This is a genomic window from Bartonella sp. MR90HLJMH, assembly GCF_042194115.1.
Lineage (GTDB): Bacteria > Pseudomonadota > Alphaproteobacteria > Rhizobiales > Rhizobiaceae > Bartonella > Bartonella grahamii.
The window spans coordinates 98,241-118,042 of sequence record NZ_JBHIMM010000005.1 but is presented as its reverse complement, the minus strand read 5'-3'; the positions used below and the strand labels follow the sequence as shown (position 1 = coordinate 118,042).

General features: G+C 38.7%; 16 protein-coding genes. 6 read left to right on the top strand and 10 right to left on the bottom strand.

Going from position 1 to position 19,802, the window contains the following annotated elements:
* Nucleotides 1-8 precede the first annotated feature (8 nt).
* Entirely contained in the window at nt 9-983 is a 975-nt protein-coding gene (nrdF, locus tag ACFIJ9_RS04950; protein ID WP_012754609.1) for a class 1b ribonucleoside-diphosphate reductase subunit beta, read from the top strand.
* Here the strand turns inward: nrdF and prmC are convergent.
* The 4 genes from prmC to secA all read right to left on the bottom strand — a co-directional run bounded on the left by prmC (nt 980) and on the right by secA (nt 6,289).
* Nucleotides 980-1,846: a peptide chain release factor N(5)-glutamine methyltransferase gene (gene prmC, locus ACFIJ9_RS04945; RefSeq protein WP_375636003.1), complete on the bottom strand. Its 867-nt coding sequence runs from the start codon at nt 1,844-1,846 to the stop codon at nt 980-982. The genes nrdF and prmC overlap by 4 nt on opposite strands.
* Nucleotides 1,843-2,919, bottom strand: coding sequence for a peptide chain release factor 1 (prfA, locus tag ACFIJ9_RS04940; protein WP_375636002.1), 1,077 nt, complete (start codon nt 2,917-2,919; stop codon nt 1,843-1,845). Before prfA ends, prmC begins: the two co-directional genes overlap by 4 nt.
* 222 nt (nt 2,920-3,141) lie before the next feature.
* On the bottom strand, nt 3,142-3,633 hold the full coding sequence (locus ACFIJ9_RS04935; protein WP_026500203.1) for a Fur family transcriptional regulator: 492 nt from the start codon (nt 3,631-3,633) through the stop codon (nt 3,142-3,144).
* Nucleotides 3,572-6,289, bottom strand: a complete 2,718-nt coding sequence (gene secA, locus ACFIJ9_RS04930) for a preprotein translocase subunit SecA (RefSeq protein ID WP_375636001.1) — start codon at nt 6,287-6,289, stop codon at nt 3,572-3,574. The genes ACFIJ9_RS04935 and secA overlap by 62 nt, the downstream gene beginning before the upstream one ends.
* Nucleotides 6,290-6,723: 434 nt before the next feature.
* On the opposite strand from secA, the gene ACFIJ9_RS04925 reads away from it, so the two are divergent.
* The 3 genes from ACFIJ9_RS04925 to mutT all read left to right on the top strand — a co-directional run bounded on the left by ACFIJ9_RS04925 (nt 6,724) and on the right by mutT (nt 9,585).
* A complete protein-coding gene (locus tag ACFIJ9_RS04925) occupies nt 6,724-7,677 on the top strand; it encodes a peptidylprolyl isomerase (protein ID WP_273787784.1) in 954 nt (317 codons plus the stop codon).
* Nucleotides 7,678-7,808: 131 nt separating this feature from the next.
* Nucleotides 7,809-9,041, top strand: coding sequence for a bifunctional glutamate N-acetyltransferase/amino-acid acetyltransferase ArgJ (gene argJ, locus ACFIJ9_RS04920; RefSeq protein ID WP_375636000.1), 1,233 nt, complete (start codon nt 7,809-7,811; stop codon nt 9,039-9,041).
* A 130-nt stretch (nt 9,042-9,171) separates the two neighbouring features.
* Nucleotides 9,172-9,585 (top strand): 8-oxo-dGTP diphosphatase MutT, encoded by a 414-nt coding sequence (gene mutT, locus ACFIJ9_RS04915; protein ID WP_375635999.1) that lies wholly within the window; start codon nt 9,172-9,174, stop codon nt 9,583-9,585.
* 212 nt (nt 9,586-9,797) lie between these two features.
* Here mutT and ACFIJ9_RS04910 read toward each other — a convergent pair whose 3' ends face one another.
* The 4 genes from ACFIJ9_RS04910 to ACFIJ9_RS04895 all read right to left on the bottom strand — a co-directional run bounded on the left by ACFIJ9_RS04910 (nt 9,798) and on the right by ACFIJ9_RS04895 (nt 14,315).
* Nucleotides 9,798-10,661 carry an NlpC/P60 family protein gene (locus tag ACFIJ9_RS04910; protein ID WP_375635998.1) on the bottom strand — a complete coding sequence of 288 codons (864 nt, stop codon included), beginning with the start codon at nt 10,659-10,661 and terminating at the stop codon, nt 9,798-9,800.
* Between the two features lie 157 nt (nt 10,662-10,818).
* Complete coding sequence (locus tag ACFIJ9_RS04905; RefSeq protein ID WP_375635997.1) at nt 10,819-12,192, bottom strand: M17 family metallopeptidase; 1,374 nt, start codon at nt 12,190-12,192, stop codon at nt 10,819-10,821.
* A 13-nt stretch (nt 12,193-12,205) separates the two neighbouring features.
* A complete protein-coding gene (gene coaA / locus ACFIJ9_RS04900) occupies nt 12,206-13,204 on the bottom strand; it encodes a type I pantothenate kinase (RefSeq protein WP_375635996.1) in 999 nt (332 codons plus the stop codon).
* A 121-nt stretch (nt 13,205-13,325) separates the two neighbouring features.
* Complete coding sequence (locus tag ACFIJ9_RS04895; RefSeq protein WP_012754620.1) at nt 13,326-14,315, bottom strand: asparaginase; 990 nt, start codon at nt 14,313-14,315, stop codon at nt 13,326-13,328.
* 220 nt (nt 14,316-14,535) lie between these two features.
* On the opposite strand from ACFIJ9_RS04895, the gene hslV reads away from it, so the two are divergent.
* Nucleotides 14,536-15,117 (top strand): ATP-dependent protease subunit HslV, encoded by a 582-nt coding sequence (gene hslV, locus ACFIJ9_RS04890; protein ID WP_012754621.1) that lies wholly within the window; start codon nt 14,536-14,538, stop codon nt 15,115-15,117.
* Nucleotides 15,118-16,428, top strand: a complete 1,311-nt coding sequence (hslU, locus tag ACFIJ9_RS04885) for an ATP-dependent protease ATPase subunit HslU (protein WP_012754622.1) — start codon at nt 15,118-15,120, stop codon at nt 16,426-16,428.
* Nucleotides 16,429-16,446: 18 nt separating this feature from the next.
* On the opposite strand, the gene ACFIJ9_RS04880 is transcribed toward hslU, so the two are convergent.
* Both ACFIJ9_RS04880 and pnp read right to left on the bottom strand, forming a co-directional pair.
* A complete protein-coding gene (locus ACFIJ9_RS04880) occupies nt 16,447-17,442 on the bottom strand; it encodes a class I SAM-dependent methyltransferase (protein WP_375635995.1) in 996 nt (331 codons plus the stop codon).
* A 72-nt stretch (nt 17,443-17,514) separates the two neighbouring features.
* Nucleotides 17,515-19,710, bottom strand: a complete 2,196-nt coding sequence (gene pnp, locus ACFIJ9_RS04875; protein WP_375635994.1) for a polyribonucleotide nucleotidyltransferase — start codon at nt 19,708-19,710, stop codon at nt 17,515-17,517.
* Nucleotides 19,711-19,802 lie beyond the last annotated feature (92 nt).

Here is a 19,802-nt window from a genome sequence, read left to right as displayed (position 1 = left end):
ATCATCATATGACAAAGATTACAACCAAAAATCCTGTTGTGTGCGCTGTTAATTGGAATAGATTACATGATGAGAAAGATCTTGAAGTATGGAACCGCTTAACTGGGAACTTTTGGTTACCTGAGAAGGTTCCACTTTCCAATGATATTCCCTCATGGTCAAGCTTAACAGATGAAGAACGTAAATTAACAATTCGTGTTTTTACAGGACTAACGCTTTTAGATACAATTCAAAATACTGTTGGAGCCATTTCGCTTCTGGCTGATGCAATAACAGAGCATGAGGAGGCAGTGTTGACGAATATTGCTTTCATGGAAGCGGTTCATGCACGTTCTTATTCCTCTATTTTTTCAACCCTTTGTTCGACGGTAGAAGTTGATGATGCGTTTAGATGGTCAGAAGAAAATATTCATTTGCAGAAAAAGGCTAGATTAGTACTTGAGCGTTATGAAGCAAATGATCCACTTAAGAAAAAAATTGCTTCGACTTTGCTGGAAAGCTTTTTATTTTATTCTGGTTTTTATTTGCCCATGTATTGGGCCAGTCGCGCTAAGTTGACCAATACAGCAGATCTCATTCGATTAATCATTCGTGATGAAGCAGTCCATGGTTATTATATAGGTTATAAATTCCAATTGGGCTTTGCAAAGCTTGATGAAGCCAAAAAGAAAGAAATTAAAGATTTTGCTTTTAACCTGCTCTTTGATCTTTATAATATCGAGTGCAAATATACTGAAGATCTTTATGATGCACTTGGATTGACAGAAGATGTTAAAATTTTTCTTCATTATAATGCTAACAAGGCTTTAATGAATTTAGGTTTTGAAGCTCTTTTTCCCCCTGAGGTTTGTCGTGTTAATCCCGCTATTTTGGCAGCTTTATCACCAAACTCTGATGAAAATCATGACTTTTTTTCAGGGGCAGGTTCTTCTTATGTCATTGGCAAGGCGGTTGCTACCACGGATGATGATTGGGAATTTTAATGTTTGCATGCAAATAGAAGTGCGCGGGGTATTCCACTTAGATCTTTACGCACTTCTAAACATTGAAAACCATTTTTTTCAAATAAATTACAGACTTCATTTTCTTGAGAGTAACCAATTTCAACAGCGACATAGCCGTTTTCTTTTAAGTAGTTGGCTGCTTCATGGGCGAGTTTTCGATAAAAATCAAGTCCATCTTCCCCTCCTATCAGGGCGCGTAATGGGTCATGTAAGCGCACTTCTTTTGCAAGTTTTTCGATATCTTGTGCGGGAATATAAGGTGGATTGGAAACAATGAAATCAAAGCGATCTGCGACCGCATCAAACCAGTCGCTAAGAAGAGGTGTGAAGCGGTGTGCTACTTCAGCGTTTTTTGCATTTTTTTTCGCTGTTTTAAGGGCATCTTCAGAAATATCGACTGCCACCGCATAGGATTGGGGAATTTGTTTAAGGAGTGTAATGGCAATGGCGCCACTTCCTGTTCCCATATCAAGGAATCTTGTTCTTCTCGAATTTTCGACCTGTTTTTGGAGAAAAGGGAGAACAAGATCTATTAGCGTTTCTGTATCAGGACGAGGTTCTAACGTCTCTTGAGACAATGCAAAAGATATACCATAAAATTCTCGTGCTCCTATAATACGGTAGACAGGTTCTCCTGCAATACGCCGTTGTAGAGCCTGTTCTATTTGTATAATATGCTCAGAAGACAGATGCATATCTGGTTTAGAAATTCTTTCAGCAGCATTTATTCCTGTTATCCATTCAACGAGTATTTTCGCATCGAGATCGGCTTCAGCAATTCCTTTCGTGCGCAATTTTTCTTGCATTCGTTGGATGACATTCTTGAAAGAATATTCGCTCAATTATTATCCATTTCCATAAGCAGTGTTGTTTGATGATCTGAGATGAGTGCATGAAGAAGCTCATCAAGATCTCCCTCTAGAATGCGATCAAGCTTATACAAGGTTAGATTAATACGATGATCCGTGACACGTCCTTGTGGAAAATTATAGGTACGAATACGTTCTGAACGATCACCAGAACCAACTTGGCTTTTACGAGAAGCTGAACGTTCACTTTCCGCTTTTTGTCGTTCGATATCGAATAAGCGTGCCCGTAAAATTTGAAGGGCTCGTGCTCGGTTTTGATGTTGTGATTTTTCTGCTTGTACGACCATAATTCCTGTTGGAATATGCGTGATACGAACAGCTGAATCCGTTGTATTAACATGCTGTCCTCCTGCTCCAGATGCACGCATTGTGTCAATACGAATATCTTCAGGGCGAATATCAATATCAATTTCTTCAGCCTCCGGAAGGACTGCAACGGTAGCAGCAGATGTATGGATACGTCCACCGGTTTCTGTTTCGGGGATGCGTTGCACACGGTGAACCCCTGATTCATATTTCAATTTAGAAAAGACACCTTTTCCTGAGATAGTAGCAATAATCTCTTTATATCCGCCAACTTCTCCCTCACTGAGTGAAATAACTTCTACTGTCCAATGGTGAGCATGGGCATAACGTTCATACATACGGAAAAGATCACCGGAAAAAAGTGCTGCTTCTGATCCACCCGTTCCTGCTCGAATTTCAACAATAGCGTTTTTTTCATCAGCAACATCTTTAGGCAAAAGCAGAATCTGGAGTTCTTTTTCAAATTGCTCTACTTTTTTATATAACAATGGTAGCTCTTCTTGGGCAAGATTACGCATCTCTACGTCTGTTTGTTTATCATTGATAATTGTTTCTAATTCTGTAATCTCTTTGTAAAGAGCATTTAATGCGCGTATAGAGGCAATAACGGGTTGTAGTTCTGCATATTCAGAAGCTAATTTGACATATGTTTCAGCATTTTGATTAGTCGTCATTTGGCTTTCAATTATTTCAAAGCGCTTTTCAAGCTGTCTCATACGATCTTGTGGCAAGGAAACCATGATAATATTGGCCTAATTTTTCATAATACAATTTTTATAATATTTTGTTGCAATGATTTTTTGTTATAATACTGACAATGAATTACCGTATAGCATCATACAAAAAGGGGTAATAGAGCAAAATTTTTTTTTTGCCAATGGAAACTATTATATCTTAAAGGTAAATTTTTATAAAACTCGATTTACCTGAGGTATTTTATCTAATGATATATAATCACTTTTTTAAGAGTTTTTTTTTCCGTAAAGTTCAAGGCGGTGATGAATAATATCATAGCCAAGGGACTTTGCAATTTCCTCTTGAAGCTTTTCAATAACATCAGAATGAAACTCGATAACTTGTCCTGTTTCTATATCAATGAGATGATCATGATGTTGACCATCTGCTTGCTCAAAACGAGATGGACCACCACTAAAGCTATGGCGATGAATTGTTCCATTTCCTTCTAATGTTTTCATGGTTCGATAAACAGTTGAGAGTGAAATACTCGAATCTATTTTGTTTGCACGCTGAAAAATTTCAAATGCATTGGGATGGTCATTTGTGTCAGTCAAAATATCAAGAATAACTCGTCGTTGACGTGTTACTCTTAAACCAGCTGTGCGCAATTCTTGCTCATAATTTCGCTTTTTATTCATTTTCATAGTTTGCTTTTCAAACAAAGGCTCCATGACAGTGTTTGTATTTTTTCTCTGAACCGCAAGGACAACGCTCATTACGTCCAACTTTTCCCCATGTGGTTATATCATTAGGGTCACGATCTTGTGGATTAACAAATCTATTTTCTTGTGATCGTGCCCATAAAGTGGGAGCATTTTCTTGACTTTGATCATTAAAGACAGAAGAAGTAGCATCAGTTTGCTCAGGCATGATCGGTTCTGTAGGTTGTTGAATGATTTCAAAGCGCATAAGCTTAGAAGTGACAATTCGGCGCAAATTTCTCAACATACTTTGAAAGAGTTCAAAAGATTCTGTCTTATATTCATTGAGCGGATCCCGCTGCGCATAACCACGAAAACCAACAACAGAACGCAAATGGTCTAAACTCACCAGATGTTCACGCCATAACGTGTCAATAGTTTCGAGCAATACTGCCTTGTGAAAATAAGCCATAACCTCTGGAGAATAGCGTTCAGTACGTTCATTTTCAAGTTTTGTAACAGCATCTGATACACGCTCCAAAATTTGCTCCTCGGCAATTCCATCTTCTTTTGCCCACTCTTCTACTGGAAGCTCAAGATTAAAGAGTTGTTGAAGTTCTTCTTCGAGAGTTTTTACATCCCATTTTTCAGAATATGTCCCTGATGGAATATAAGCCTCTACGAGATCCTCTACGACTTCATTGCGCATTTCAAGGATCATTTCTGATAAATCATCTGCGTTCATGATCTCCATACGCTGTTCAAAAATAACCTTGCGCTGATCATTCATGACATCATCATATTTTAGCAGATTTTTACGAATTTCAAAGTTTCGTGCTTCGACCTTTTTTTGTGCTTTTTCAAGGGCTTTATTAATCCATGGATGGATAATAGCTTCATTTTCTTTCAATCCAAGTTTTTGCAGCATACCATCCATACGATTGGAGCCAAAGATACGCATAAGATCATCTTGAAGAGAGAGAAAGAATTTTGAGCGACCTGGATCGCCTTGGCGACCAGAACGTCCACGAAGCTGGTTATCAATACGACGGCTTTCATGACGTTCCGTTGCAATGACGTAAAGACCACCAGCCGCTAAAGCTTTGTCTTTAAGCTTCTGAACATCTTTTTTTATTTCTTCAATTTTAGCTGTCCGCTCTGGACCTTCGGGGATATCCTGTAACTCTTGTCGGATGCGCATTTCAACATTACCACCAAGCTGTATATCCGTACCGCGTCCTGCCATGTTGGTTGCGATGGTGAGAGCTCTAGGAACTCCTGCTTGCGCAATGATGTATGCTTCTTGTTCGTGATAGCGAGCATTTAAGACTCTAAAATCGGTAATGCCTTCTTTTCGCAAACGCTCTGCCAATTGTTCTGATTTCTCAATAGAGGTTGTTCCAACAAGAATAGGCTGTTCTTTTTCATGTGCTTGACGGATATCACGCACAATTGCCCGATATTTCTCTTCTGCTGTTCGATAAATTTCATCATCTTCATCAATACGTTGTATTGGCAAATTTGTAGGGACTTCGACAACGTCAAGACCATAAATATTTCTGAATTCTTCGGCTTCTGTTGTTGCAGTTCCAGTCATTCCAGATAATTTTCTATACATACGGAAGTAATTTTGGAAAGTGATGGAAGCAAGTGTCTGGTTTTCTGGTTGAATAGCAACATGCTCCTTAGCTTCTAACGCTTGATGAAGTCCTTCAGAATAACGTCGCCCAGGCATCATTCGCCCTGTAAATTCGTCAATAATAACGATTTCATCATTGCGAACAATGTAATCTTTATCGCGAGCAAACAGTTTATGAGCTTTTAGAGCATTATTGACATGATGAACGATAGCGACATTTTCTATGTCATAAAGACTTTCACCTTTAAGATGTCCAGCTTGTTCGAGCATTTTTTCAATTTTTTCAGTACCAACTTCGGTAAAAGTCGTTGTTTTTTGTTTTTCGTCTATTTCATAGTCTTCTGGAGTTAAGGCAGGAATAAATGTATCAATAAGATTATAGAAGTCAGTACGATCTTCTAGAGGACCAGAAATAATAAGGGGTGTACGGGCTTCATCAATAAGAATCGAATCAACTTCATCAACAATTGCGTAATGATGTCCACGTTGGACCATTTGACTACGATCGAAGGCCATATTATCACGCAAATAATCAAAACCTAGTTCATTATTTGTGGCATAGGTGATGTCGCATGCATAGGCCTCTCGGCGGGCATCACTATCAAGATCATGAAGAATCACACCTGTTGTAAGCCCTAGAAAACTAAAAATTTTCCCCATTGTTTCAGCATCACGACTGGCGAGATAATCATTTACTGTCACAACATGAACGCCTTTACCTTCCAATGCATTGAGATAAATTGGTAAAGTTGCCATTAATGTTTTACCTTCACCAGTACGCATTTCAGCTATGCCACAGTCGTGAAGGACCATTCCACCAATAAGTTGCACGTCAAAAGGACGCATGTCATAAACACGTTTTGCGGCTTCACGAACAGTTGCGAAAGCTTCTGGTAAGAGCAAATCAACACTTTCACCTTCACTAAGACGTTTACGAAAGGCATCTGTTTTTTGGCAAAGCTGCTCATCACTTAATTTTACAAATTGTTCTTCCAAAGCATTAATTTGTGCAACTTTTTGGCGGAGTGCTTTGAGACGTCGCTCATGAGCTGAACCAAAAAACTTACGGGCAAAAACACCTAAACTGACCATCTCTGGCCCTTTCTTTTAATTGTTGTCACTCTTGTTGGGTAATTCATACGCTTTCCCCATACTCTACATTTTCTTCAAGTTATCTGATATGATTAGAGACATCATGGAATGCAGATGGTACCATTATACTTGTTGGTGTGCAATTTTTCACTTTAATTGTAAAGTAGAGATAAGAGGCTAAGCGCTCTATGTCAACTTTAGGTACGCTATTTAACTGATACAATACAAAGTAATTTAAGATACAATATGTCATTTTTCTCTATTATCATGTTTTCATCTGCATTAGATAGGATTGGAGCAACTCAGATAAAAGGACAATTTTATACTTTTTTAAAATAAAATTACTAATTTATTTCTCTATGTTTAAAGGTTAAAGTGTTATGGTAAAGAAAATTGGAATCTTGAACCTGCCTTCATTTTTAAGGAGTATATTTATGAAATTTAACTTTATCACGCTTTTTTTAGCATCAACTTTATTGGCAAGTACAAGTTTAGGGGTGAGAGCCCAAGAAGGTTTGAATTCATCGTCGAATGATTTAAAGACTTTGGAGAAAGCTTCTGAAAAAGCCGTTTCTCCTTCTCATGTTATGGCGGTTATTGATGGGAAAAATATTACAGCAGGCCAATTGGATGATTTAGCGCTTGAAATAAATCCTAATTTAGCACGTTTTCCTGATGAACAACGCCGTATGATGGTTCTAAAAGCTTATTTAGATATGCAGGCACTTGCAAAAGCAGCAAGAAGCAAAGGTCTTGATAAGACAGAAGCTTACGATAAACGTATGGCAGTCATGCGTGACAATGTTCTTCAACAGCTTTATTTTAAACAGGCGATTGTTGACAAAATCTCGGATACTGATTTGGAAGCTCTTTATAAGCAAGAAGTCGCTGCTTTACCTAAAGAAGATGAGGTTAAAGCGCGTCATATTTTGGTCAAAACGAGAAAAGAAGCAGAAGCTATCATTAAGCATTTAAATAAAGGCGAAAATTTTGAAGAGATTGCAAAGAAAAGTTCAACAGATGGTTCTGCTGCCGTTGGGGGTGATCTTGGTTATTTTAGCCATGGTCAAATGGTCAAGCCTTTTGAAGATGCTGCATTTGGTTTGAAAATTGGCGAATACACTAAACAACCCGTTGAAAGTCCTTTTGGTTGGCATATTATTAAATTAGAAGATCGTCGTTTGAAACAACCTCCTGCATTTGATGATGTTAAAGAGATGTTGCGGACACAGCTGATAAAAAAGCGCTATCAAGAACTGATTGTTGATTTGCGTAGCAAGATGGATGTGAAATACCCTGATCCTAATGTTACAAAAATCATGGAATCGCTTCATCAAAATGGGACGCTACTTCCCGATGAGACATCAGATGAAGAAGATACGGAATAGCTAGGAAAAATAAGTGGATAGCCTCTTTAATAGATAATTTGCTAGGTTAGTTTTGTTCAAAAAGCCTAGCAGTTTTCTATGAGAGGTTATTGATCTGCAATCATTTCATTTGTTTTTACAGAAAGCATATTGTGGTTTTGAAAATTTCTCCTTTATCGCCTCAAAAGATCCAGGAGCTTTCTCCCTTATCTGGGGTACGGATAGCAACAGCTGAAGCTGGGATTAAATATAAAGATCGTACAGATCTTCTTTTCATCATATTCGATAAGCCAGTGAGTGTGGCCGGTGTTTTTACCCGTTCAAAATGTCCATCTGCTCCTGTAGAGCATTGTCGTGCATCGCTTCCTCATGGGGTGGCGAGGGGTGTTGTTGTGAATTCTGGAAATGCAAATGCTTTTACAGGAAGCAAAGGAAAGCACACAACCAATGAAATCATCTGTGCAGCAGCGAACGCTTTAAAGGTTAGAGGAGATGAAATTTTTATAGCTTCTACGGGGGTTATTGGTGAGCCAATGGATGCTTCTTGCGTTGTGAATCTTTTACCAACTATGGCAGAGACAGCAGAAGAGGGAAATTGGTTGGAAGCTGCAAAAGCCATAATGACAACGGACACATTTCCAAAACTTTCTACACGCAGATTTGATTGTGGAGGCGAGACTGTCACCATTAACGGGATTGCAAAAGGTGCTGGTATGATTGCACCCGATATGGCGACAATGCTGTCGTTTGTGGTTAGTGACGCTACTATTTCTTCGGATGTACTCCAATCCATGTTATCAGAGGCAGTTGAGGGTTCTTTCAATTCAATTACTGTTGATAGCGATACCTCAACTTCAGATACGCTTATGTTGTTTGCGACAGGAAAAGAACATTTCCCATGTCTTACAAGTAAATCTGATCCGCGTTATGGAGTTTTTGTGAAACAATTGAGTGCACTTTTGCATGAACTTGCACTACAAGTTGTTTGTGATGGCGAAGGTGCTCGTCATTTAATTGAGGTTAATGTGATGGGGGCTACAACAAACAATGCAGCTAAAACTATTGCTTTATCAATTGCAAATTCACCGCTCGTAAAAACGGCTATTGCTGGTGAAGATGCGAATTGGGGGCGGGTCGTTATGGCAGTTGGGAAGGCCGGTGTTGAAGTCGATCGTGATCTATTGACGATTTGGTTTGGTGAGCATCGTGTGGCCGTGAATGGCGTACGAGATCCTGAGTATTGTGAAGAGACAATAGGTACTTATATGCAAGGTAAGCACATCACAATTCGTGTTGATATCGGTTTAGGTAAGAGCACGGCGACGGTTTGGTCTTGCGATTTAACAAAAGAGTACGTTATGATCAATAGTGATTACAGAAGTTAATGAATGGATGTACTCTCTATATTTAACTGCCGATTATTTTTTTAAGAGAATGAGATATGTGAGTTCTTTTTGAGGTAAGGGAATATACTAGAAAGAGACAGTTATCTTTATATTCTCATTGGAGAGTGATATGTGTATAAAAAGTTCCCTTCTTCTTGTTGTTGCATGTGCACTGTTAGATCAAAATAATCGTGTTTTGCTTACCAAGCGTCCTGAAGGAAAATCACTGGCTGGTTTATGGGAGTTTCCTGGTGGAAAGGTTGAGCAAGGTGAAACTCCAGAAATTTCATTGATTCGTGAACTAGAAGAAGAGCTTGGTGTGTATGTTCAGGCAAATAATTTATTCCCTTTAACGTTTGCAAGCCATAGCTATGCAACATTTCACCTCTTGATGCCGTTGTATCTTTGTTATCATTATGAGGGAGTTGCGCAAGGACGAGAGGGGCAAAATTTAGAATGGGTTTTTGTTAATGACCTTAATAAATACCCTATGCCTGATGCTGATAAACCATTGGTTCAGGTATTGAAAAATCATCTTCTTTAATGTGTTATAAGAAGAAAACATTGTTTAAATATAATTCAATATATTGATTTAAAATGATAATTTATAATTTTTATGTTGAATGTAAAAGTCCAGAGTCGTAATTTTTTTTCATTTCAAATATGAGAGATAAAGAAAAAATCTCCATAAATAAGTATATAAACGAGAAATATAAATAATATGAGAAAGATATTATTTTTTATAGGAGGCATGTATTAAGTTTCTTGCATTGGACGACGTTTTGCGATGGGATATTGATTTTTTTTAGCTATACGCGTAATTGCCTCTTCTAATGGCTCGATCATAACGTCCATGGAAAAACCATTTGCATGAATAATATTTTCACGATCAACCATAATAGCAACATGATCTTTCCAAAAAATTAAATCGCCTCGTTGAAGTTTATCAGTATCTGTAAGAGGACTGCCTATAGTTTCTTGCTGCATATCGGTGTCACGTAAAACTATTTGATCAGTCATCATCATAGAGAGTTGAATGAGTCCCGAACAATCAATTCCAAAACCGCTGACACCACCCCAAAGATAAGGTGTACGGATAAAGGTTTCTGCAACTGTGACATAATCTTCGTATACACGTCCAATGGGGCTGAGATGGCTCGTAATGATTGCTGTTCCATTTTCAAGAATAGAATACATTGTGTCACGGACTTCAATTTCATCAACAACACTGACTTTGCTTCCCATAGATAACGGAGACACTATTGGTCCACGTAAGTCAGCGTGTGAATATTTAAATGTACGTGGGACTGAAACTATATGCGTTTGTTTTATAGTTGATGTACAAAGGGCTGTTGTATCAATATAACCAACATAGCCATCTTTAAGGGATTGCCCCCACGACATCGTTTCCCCTTGTTCAAAAATGAGAAGTTCTTCTCCCAATAAGCATTCTGTTTGTCTTTCACTTTTTTTACTATTTTCTTTAAAAAGTCCAGCGACCGCTGTATTAACACGTTTTTTTTCACCTTGAACAAAGCGCTGGGCTGTAATTTCTGTTTCAAGACGTTGATCCGCTAGATCATCTCTGAATGCATAAAGCCTTGGGTCTTTAGAGGTCATCTTTTTGCTTCCATTTTGTTACTTCTTACTTTTAAACAAACTCATGAAAACTCTATTGGTAAGTTTTTTATCCTCAAACAAAACTAAGGACACAGTTTAAGACGATTGCAATTATTCTTTAAGATGTAAAATTGTCTATCTTTGTGGATATTGTGTGTCAAACTTCATTTTTAAAAATATTATAAAGGGCACGAATAGTTTGTGCTGATCCACCAATAGGGTATCCTGGTTTTTCTTTTGGAACCCATCCATAAAGATCAAAATGCGCAAAATGTTCAGCTTTTTCAACAAAAGAATTAAGAAATAAAGCAGCCGTTATAGAGCCAGCAAAGCTATTTCCAGTTACATTGTTAAGATCAGCAATTGGTGATGATAACATCTCTTGGTAAGGTTTCCAAAGGGGCATTTGCCAAAGAGGATCAAAAACAGCGTGAGCAGATTCAGAGATTTGTTGTGCCCATATTGAATCATTGCAATAAAATGCGGGGAGATCTGGTCCTAATGCTATACGCGCTGCCCCTGTTAAAGTAGCCATACAAAGCATGAATTGTGGACTTTCTTCATCACCATAGGCGAGCGCATCGGCAAGGACAAGTCGCCCTTCAGCATCTGTATTACCTACTTCAACACTTAAGCCTTTACGACTTTTGAGAATATCACTTGGTCGGTAAGCATTCGCAGAAATTGCATTTTCTACAGCTGGAATCAAAACACGTAGACGGAAAGGCAATTTGGCATCCATGATAAGTTTAGCCAATCCCAAAACGTTTGCTCCACCCCCCATGTCTTTTTTCATAAGCAACATGTTATTGGCTGATTTAATATCGAGTCCTCCCGTATCAAAAGTTACCCCTTTGCCTACCAACGTTATTTTAGGATGATGTTCTTGCCCCCAGTGTAACTCAATCAGTCGCGGTGCAGTACTGCCTGCTCGTCCTACGGCATGAATCATCGGAAAATTATGGGTTAAGAGATCATCTCCACAAATACTTTGGACATGAGCACCGTAGGTTTTTCCTAGTTTTCGTGCTTCTTTTTCGAGAGCATCAGGGGTCATATCATTGGCTGGAATATTGATGAGATCACGGACAAAAAAGACAGCCTCATAAATTCGTTGGAGTTCATTAAGATCAACGGCCTCATTGACATGGATAGACAATGATTTGAAAGAAGAATTTTGACGATAGCGATTAAATTGATAGCTACCGAATGCTAATCCAAGATAGGCATTTATTTCATCAGAGGTCGTACCTTCTAAATGCCATTGACCAGCAGGAAGTTTTTGAGCAAGCAGTCCTGTGATAAAGGGATCGTTCCCATTTCCAATTCCAAATAAAACTTTTTTTAAATGCCCCGTTTCGTGAGGAACAAAGAGTATTTGTCCTGCTTTACCAGTAAAGTCATTAACTTTTATCCATGCTGTTGTTGACGCATCAAGTGATAAGTTGGCAAGAGTTCTTTGGTTTACCAAGATGATAGGGCAACTGTTATCGATACGCGTTGAGGTAAAATGAATGTGATAATGCTGCATAGTTATGAGATCCTTATAGTCGTCTAAGTGCGACATACTCGACCAAATGATTTTTTCCTTTTCGTAGAATGAGATTGGATCGTGGTCGTGTTGGCAATATATTTTCTTGTAAATTTTTTAAATTAATTGTTTGCCAAAGATCCTCAGCGATTTTTGAGGCTTCTTTTTCACTGAGCAGAGCATAACGATGAAAATAGGATTCAGGATTTTGAAAAGCTGTTTTACGCAAACGTTTAAAGCGCTCTAAATACCAGTGACGAATGACTTCTGTTTCGGCATCGACATAGATTGAAAAATCAAAAAAATCTGATACGAAAGGAATAGCTTTTCCATCTTTAGGAAGATCACTGACCTGTAATACATTAATACCTTCAACAATTAAAATATCAGGACGGTCAATGGTAATTGTCTGATTTTCTAGAACATCATAAGTCATATGTGAGTAAAGCGGGGCACGGACATTTCCGATACCTGCTTTTATAGCCGAAAGAAAGCACAGCAATTTTTTAATGTCATAGGAATCAGGAAATCCTTTACGATTCATACGATTTTTTTGCTGTAAGATTGCATTAGGATAGAGAAAACCATCCGTTGTGATCAGATCAACTTTAAGACTAGATGTCCATCGTTTCAACAGTTCTTGAAGAATGCGAGCCGTGGTTGATTTTCCTACTGCTACAGAACCAGCAATTCCAATAATAAAGGGCGTTTTTCTACTCTCTTCTTGATGGAGAAACTGCTGACGTTTGTGAAAAAGTTCCTGTACTGCTTCAACATGGCATGATAACAAACGCGATAAAGAAAGATAAATGCGTTGGACTTCTTTAATATCGATAGGATCATCAATAGAGCGCAAACGCTTAATTTCATCAAAAGTCAAAGTAAGAGGTGTGTCTGCACGAAACTCTGACCATTCTTGTGCAGTAAAAACACGATAGGGTGAATATCGGTCAGAAACGCATTTGACCAGATTATCTTCCTGATTAATTTTTTGTATAATCGTATCAATCATTTGTATTGGTCGAGAATTTTTTGCCGCAGCAATCGATTAAAATTGGACAGATGAGCGGCTTGATTTTCAAATAAATTTTGTTTTGCATGCTCTCTTCTTTAAGATAATAGATCATTTTTCATTAACTTATAGTCCAGTCATTCCAGTTTGCACGGATTTGTGCTAATGAGTGCCCTTGCGCTAAAAAAGCCCATAAAAGTAGACGCGCTTTTACGGCTGATAAATAACCAGACATGAGAGCACCAGAAGCAATCATATCGATTTCTGAGCCTTTATAGCCATAAGTTATACGAGTTGTTGAGCCATTACAACAACGACTAGCAATAATGATTGGTATTTTTTGTGCATATTGTTGTACAAGGTCTGCTTCTTGAAAACTACAGTGTCCTGCACCAAAACCAGCAATAACAACTCCAGCATAATACCCACTTTCAAGGCATAGCTTCATTAATTGTGCATCAGATGATAAAGAGGAATAGAGGAGTGCAATTTGATGATCGTGGTTTTGGGGAAGATCAAACGTCGTCGGAAAAAGCTTTTGATCATTGAAATAAATAAGTTTTCCCTCTAAAATAGTTCCTAAAATACCTGCAAGACCTGATTGAAATGTTTCGACTTTGACGGTATGGCTTTTATAGAGCCAATAAGGTGAATGAATTGTATCATTTATGACAACAAGAACGCCCCTGTTACGACTTTGTGGGGCTGCTGCGACACGAGTGGCTGCTAAAATATTGGCGGGGCCGTCTGCGCCTGCTTCATGAGGCATGCGCATAGCGCCGGTTATGATGAGTGGTTCAGCTTCCTTCCAATAAAGAGAAAGAAAAAAAGCTGTTTCTTCCAGAGTATCAGTCCCTTGTGTTAAAACAATACCTTCTGCACCAGCATTTATTTGTTGTTTTGCCCACTCGATTATTTCAAAAAGAATTTGAAACGATAAAGATCCACTTGGTATTTGCATTAATGTTTGTGCATGAATATCAGCAACGTTATTTAAATCAGGAACACTTTTTATGAGGTTATCTGAAGTTAAAGTCGGTTGCATGTGACCAAAACGATCAGCAGTCATTGCAATTGTTCCACCTAAGGTCCCTATGGCTATTTTTTTCATAATTTTCCTCTAAAAGGCACAAACTGTTTATATAAAGCTATTTAGCAGTAATTTACATTGACAACAATGATATCATTTTTCCATTTTCAACAAATTGAGTTATGCTGAATCATTGTGTTTTGCTGTATATGTTCTTAAATAGGACAATAGTAGTTGAGTTTTACATTGTATGAAAAGAAATCAATATTAAAAAGTAAAGTTAATATTAAGGAGTCTCCTTATGACAGAACATAAGCCAGACATAATGTATGGTACAACAATTATTACGGTACGAAAAGGTGGAAAAGTCGTGATGGCCGGTGATGGTCAGGTCTCTCTTGGGCAGACAATTATGAAAGGTAATGCACGTAAAGTGCGTCGTCTTGGAAAGAACGGAGTGGTTATTGCTGGTTTTGCAGGTGCTACGGCAGATGCTTTCACATTACTGGAAAGATTGGAAACAAAGCTTGAGCAATATCCTGATCAGCTTATGCGTGCATGTGTAGAACTTGCAAAAGATTGGCGAACAGACCGCTATTTGCGTCGTCTCGAAGCAATGATGCTCGTGGCTGATAAGAAAGTAACTTTGGCTCTAACAGGGCTTGGTGATGTTTTAGAACCAGAAGATGGGGTTATGGCAATTGGCTCTGGAGGAAATTTTGCTCTTTCAGCAGCGCGTGCACTCATGGACTTGGATTTGGATGCAGAAACTATTGCTCGTAAAGCTATGGCTATTGCCGCTAAAATTTGTGTTTACACCAATGATCATTTTACGATTGAAACATTGGATGCAGAATTATCTTCTTTAGAGAAAGCTATTTAAATGTGTGTTGTATTTTCCCCTCGTGAGACTGTTTCTGAACTTGATCGTTTTATTATTGGCCAAAATGATGCCAAACGCTCTGTAGCTATCGCACTGCGCAATCGGTGGCGTAGACAACAGCTTGATGAGCCGATGCGTGAAGAAGTTATGCCAAAAAATATTTTAATGATAGGGCCAACAGGTGTTGGTAAAACTGGTATTGCACGTCGATTAGCAAAACTTTCTGGAGCACCCTTTGTTAAAGTAGAAGCGACTAAATTTACTGAAGTTGGTTATGTGGGACGTGATGTTGAGCAAATTATTCGAGATCTTGTTGAAATTGCCATTTCTCTTGTGCGTGAAAAGAAACGGGATGAAATAAAAGAAAAGGCTCACGTGAATGCTGAAGAGCGCGTTTTAGACGCCCTTGTTGGTAAAACAGCCAGTCCCGCTACCCGTGATAGTTTTCGCAAAAAATTGCGTGAAGGTGAATTGGATGAGAAAGAGATTGAAATTGAAGTCGCCGATAATAATAGCAATAGTGCTTCAACCTTTGATATTCCTGGTATGCCTGGGGCACAAATGGGTATTATGAATTTATCAGATATTTTGGGCAAAATGGGTAGTCGTACAAAAGTTCGTAAGACGACAGTAAGGGATGCTTTTAAGCCGCTTATTGATGATGAATCTGAAAAACTCCTTGATCAGGATCAAATTATTCAAGAAGCGCTTCGTGTTGCTGAAAATGACGGGATTGTTTTTATTGACGAGATTGATAAAATTGCAACTAGGGATGGTGGAGCCAGTGCTGCCGTTTCGCGTGAGGGCGTTCAACGTGATCTTTTGCCTTTGGTTGAAGGAACAACGGTTAGTACAAAATATGGGCAAATCAAAACAGATCATATTCTTTTTATTGCCTCAGGTGCATTTCATGTTTCTAAGCCATCTGATTTATTACCGGAACTTCAAGGACGTTTGCCCATTCGTGTGGAGCTAAACCCTTTAACAAGAGAAGATTTACGGCGTATTTTAACGGAACCAGAAGCTAGTTTGATTAAACAATATATTGCTCTTATGGCAACAGAAGAGGTTCATTTGGAAATTACCGATGATGCAATTGATGCTTTAGCAGATATTGCTGTAGATTTAAATGCAAGGATTGAAAATATAGGGGCACGTCGTTTGCAAACAGTGATGGAGCGCGTTTTGGATGAAATTTCTTTCACGGCACCTGATAAAGCTGGAACATCCTTTACAATTGATGCCGCTTATGTGAGAAAATCTATTGGCGAGCTTGCTGCTGATATCGATCTTTCACGTTTTATTCTTTAGAGTTATCGCTTTTTTTCTTTATCTGCGCGCTTCGATAATTTTGAAACCATGGGCTTGTTCATGTATCAACACTGTGCGGAAAATATTTTTTAATAATGTTTCATAAGGCAGGTGGCGGTTTGCAACAAAAAGCAGGCTGCCGCTTGGTTTTAGGCACTTTGCAGCATTTATAATAAAATTTTTTCCTAATGAAATATCTGTCGTTTGTTGCGTGTGAAACGGTGGGTTTGAAATGATTGTGTCATACAGATTTGTGATAGGTTCATGCACAAGGTCGTGCCAATAAAAATGAATTGAAAAAGGAGCTGTTATGGATTTAAGGTGCTGTTTTGCCGCTCTCAAAGCGTTGTAGTCTGCTTCATAAAGGTCGAGAGCGGTGAGTTTTTCACTTCTTTCAAGCGCAACGTGAGAAAGATAGCCCCATCCAGCACCAAAATCAGCCGTTTTTCCAGAAATAACTTTGGGCATATAAGAAGCAAGTGCAGCGGATCCTGGATCAATACGTCCGTGTGAGAACATACCAGAAGTGGTTTGAAATTTACCAAAAGTGAGCGGTGGTGAGCGCAATTGTGCAATGTTATGTCTCTCAATTTGTTGAGGAACTTGCAACCAAAATACAAGACCGTGATTTTTAGACAATTTGTTGGTGATGGGAACAATTGTTTTGACCCACTTCATCATTGAAGCAGCACCAGCAGTTTTATTCCCACTGATTACAATCCATCCATTGGGTTTAACGCATTCTAATAAATCAAGAAAACAATTTTGGTTAAAACCACGATATTTGCTCAAATGTAAAAATGCACCATCATAGCTGAAGGTTTTATCTATTTGAGGAGAGCAGTGAAATTGAGTATCGACAAATTTTAAAAAATCTGGTCGCCAAGGCGTAATAACTTTTAAATTCTGTGCCCATTCTGGAGCTGGGATTTCTGTTAAACCGAAACTTAACCAACATTGGTTTGGATTAGGATACGGGAGTTCATGATTTTCAAAAGGCAAAAATAATAACACATATGACTCTTTCAAAGAAAAATGCCACTCCAATGTTGGGATGGCATTTCATGATACGATAAGAGGAAAAACTTACTCTTCTTTTTTCTTGCGGCGGTGCTTATTTTCAGGTTGTTTTTTTTCATCCACGCACTTTTCTTCATTCATCACTTTATCACCGGTGATTTCCTTTCCGGTTTTTTGATCAACAACCTTCATTGATAACCGAACTTTTCCACGCTCATCAAAGCCCATTAATTTAACCCAAACTTTGTCACCTTCCTTCACAATATCGGTTGTTTTGGTGACGCGTTCTGATGCAAGCTGAGAGATATGAACGAGTCCATCACGAGAACCAAAGAAGTTTATAAATGCACCAAATTCTGCAGTTTTTACAACTGTTCCTTGGTAGATAGCACCAACTTCAGGCTCATCGACAATAGAATGGATCCAGCGTTTTGCTGCTTCAATGGTTTTAGCATCAGCAGAAGCAATTTTAATGGTACCATCATCTTCAATATTAATTTTTGCTCCAGTTTGTTCCACGATTTCCCGAATAACTTTACCACCAGAGCCGATAACATCACGGATTTTATCGACAGAAATATTCATAACTTCGATTCGTGGAGAAAATTCACTCAGCTCAGCACGTGCACTGGTTAAAGCTTTTGCCATCTCATTGAGGATATGGATTCGTCCACCTTTGGCTTGTTCAAGCGCGATTTTCATAATCTCTTCGGTAATACCATCAATTTTGATATCCATTTGCAAGGCAGTAATACCATTTTCTGTTCCTGCGACTTTAAAGTCCATATCTCCAAGATGATCTTCATCCCCTAAAATATCAGATAGAACAGCAAAGCGTTCTCCTTCTTTAATCAAGCCCATAGCAATACCAGCAACAGGGCGTGCTAAAGGAACGCCGGCATCCATGAGAGCAAGTGAGGTCCCACAAACCGTTGCCATAGAAGAAGATCCATTGGATTCAGTGATTTCTGAGACAGCACGAATAGTATAAGGAAAAGATTCTTTCGTTGGCAACATGGGGTGAATTGCTCGCCATGCCAATTTGCCATGTCCAATTTCACGACGACCAGGAGAACCAAGGCGTCCCGTTTCACCCACTGAAAATGGTGGGAAATTGTAATGGAGAAGGAATGTTTCCTTATACATTCCCGTTAAGGAATCAACATATTGTTCATCTTCACCAGTTCCTAGTGTTGCAACGACAATAGCTTGTGTTTCTCCGCGGGTAAAGAGTGCTGATCCATGTGTGCGGGGTAAAATACTTACTTCTGATTGGATAGGGCGCACGGTAGAAAGATTGCGTCCATCAATCCGCTTTTGGGTATCAAGAATATTCCCGCGAACAATCTTTGCTTGCAACTGTTTAAATACGGTTGCAATTTGATCTGCACTAAACTTACAGTCTTCTTCTGTTTCGGGCATAAATTTATTGAGGATTTCTGTCTTTAGTGCATCAATTGCAGCATAACGTTCTTGCTTATCAGTAATTGTGTAAGCCTTTCGTATATCCTGTTCTGCCATTTTCTGCATTGCTTTTTCAAGTTCAGAAAGATCTTCAGGAACAAAATCACGAGGATCTTTTGCAGCAACTTCAGCAAGCTTTATAATGGCATCAAGGACAGGTTGAAGGCCTTTGTGACCAAACATCACAGCACCCAACATGATATCTTCCGGTAATTCTTGTGCTTCTGATTCAACCATCAAAACAGCACTTTCTGTTCCAGCAACAACAAGATCAAGTTTTGATTCAGGCATTTCATCGATATGAGGATTGAGAACATATTGTCCATTACAATAGCCAACGCGGGCACCAGCTATAGGCCCTATGAAAGGAACACCTGACAGGGTCAATGCAGCAGAAGATGCAATCATCGCAAGGATATCGGGATTATTTTCGAGATCATGCTGTATAACGGAAACAATCACTTGCGTATCATTTTTATATCCCTCAACGAAAAGGGGACGAATTGGGCGATCAATCAAACGTGAAACCAAAGTTTCATTTTCACTTGGTCGACTTTCACGTTTTAAATAGCCCCCAGGTATTCTACCAACAGCATAGGATTTTTCTTGATAATTAACAGTGAGTGGAAAAAAATCCTGGTCTGGTTTTGGACTTTTGGCTGATACAACGGTTGCTAAGACAATAGTTTCTCCATAGGTAGCAATCACTGCACCATCAGCTTGACGTGCTATTTTCCCTGTTTCAAGGGTGAGAGGACGCCCAGCCCATTCAATTTCTATCTTGTGCGTTTTGAACATTTTTTATCCTTAATGACCAGTGTTTAAATCTTTGATTGCTCACATTCTGGTTTTGCGTAGCATATTTCCAAGCTCTGGGGTGGACAACATAC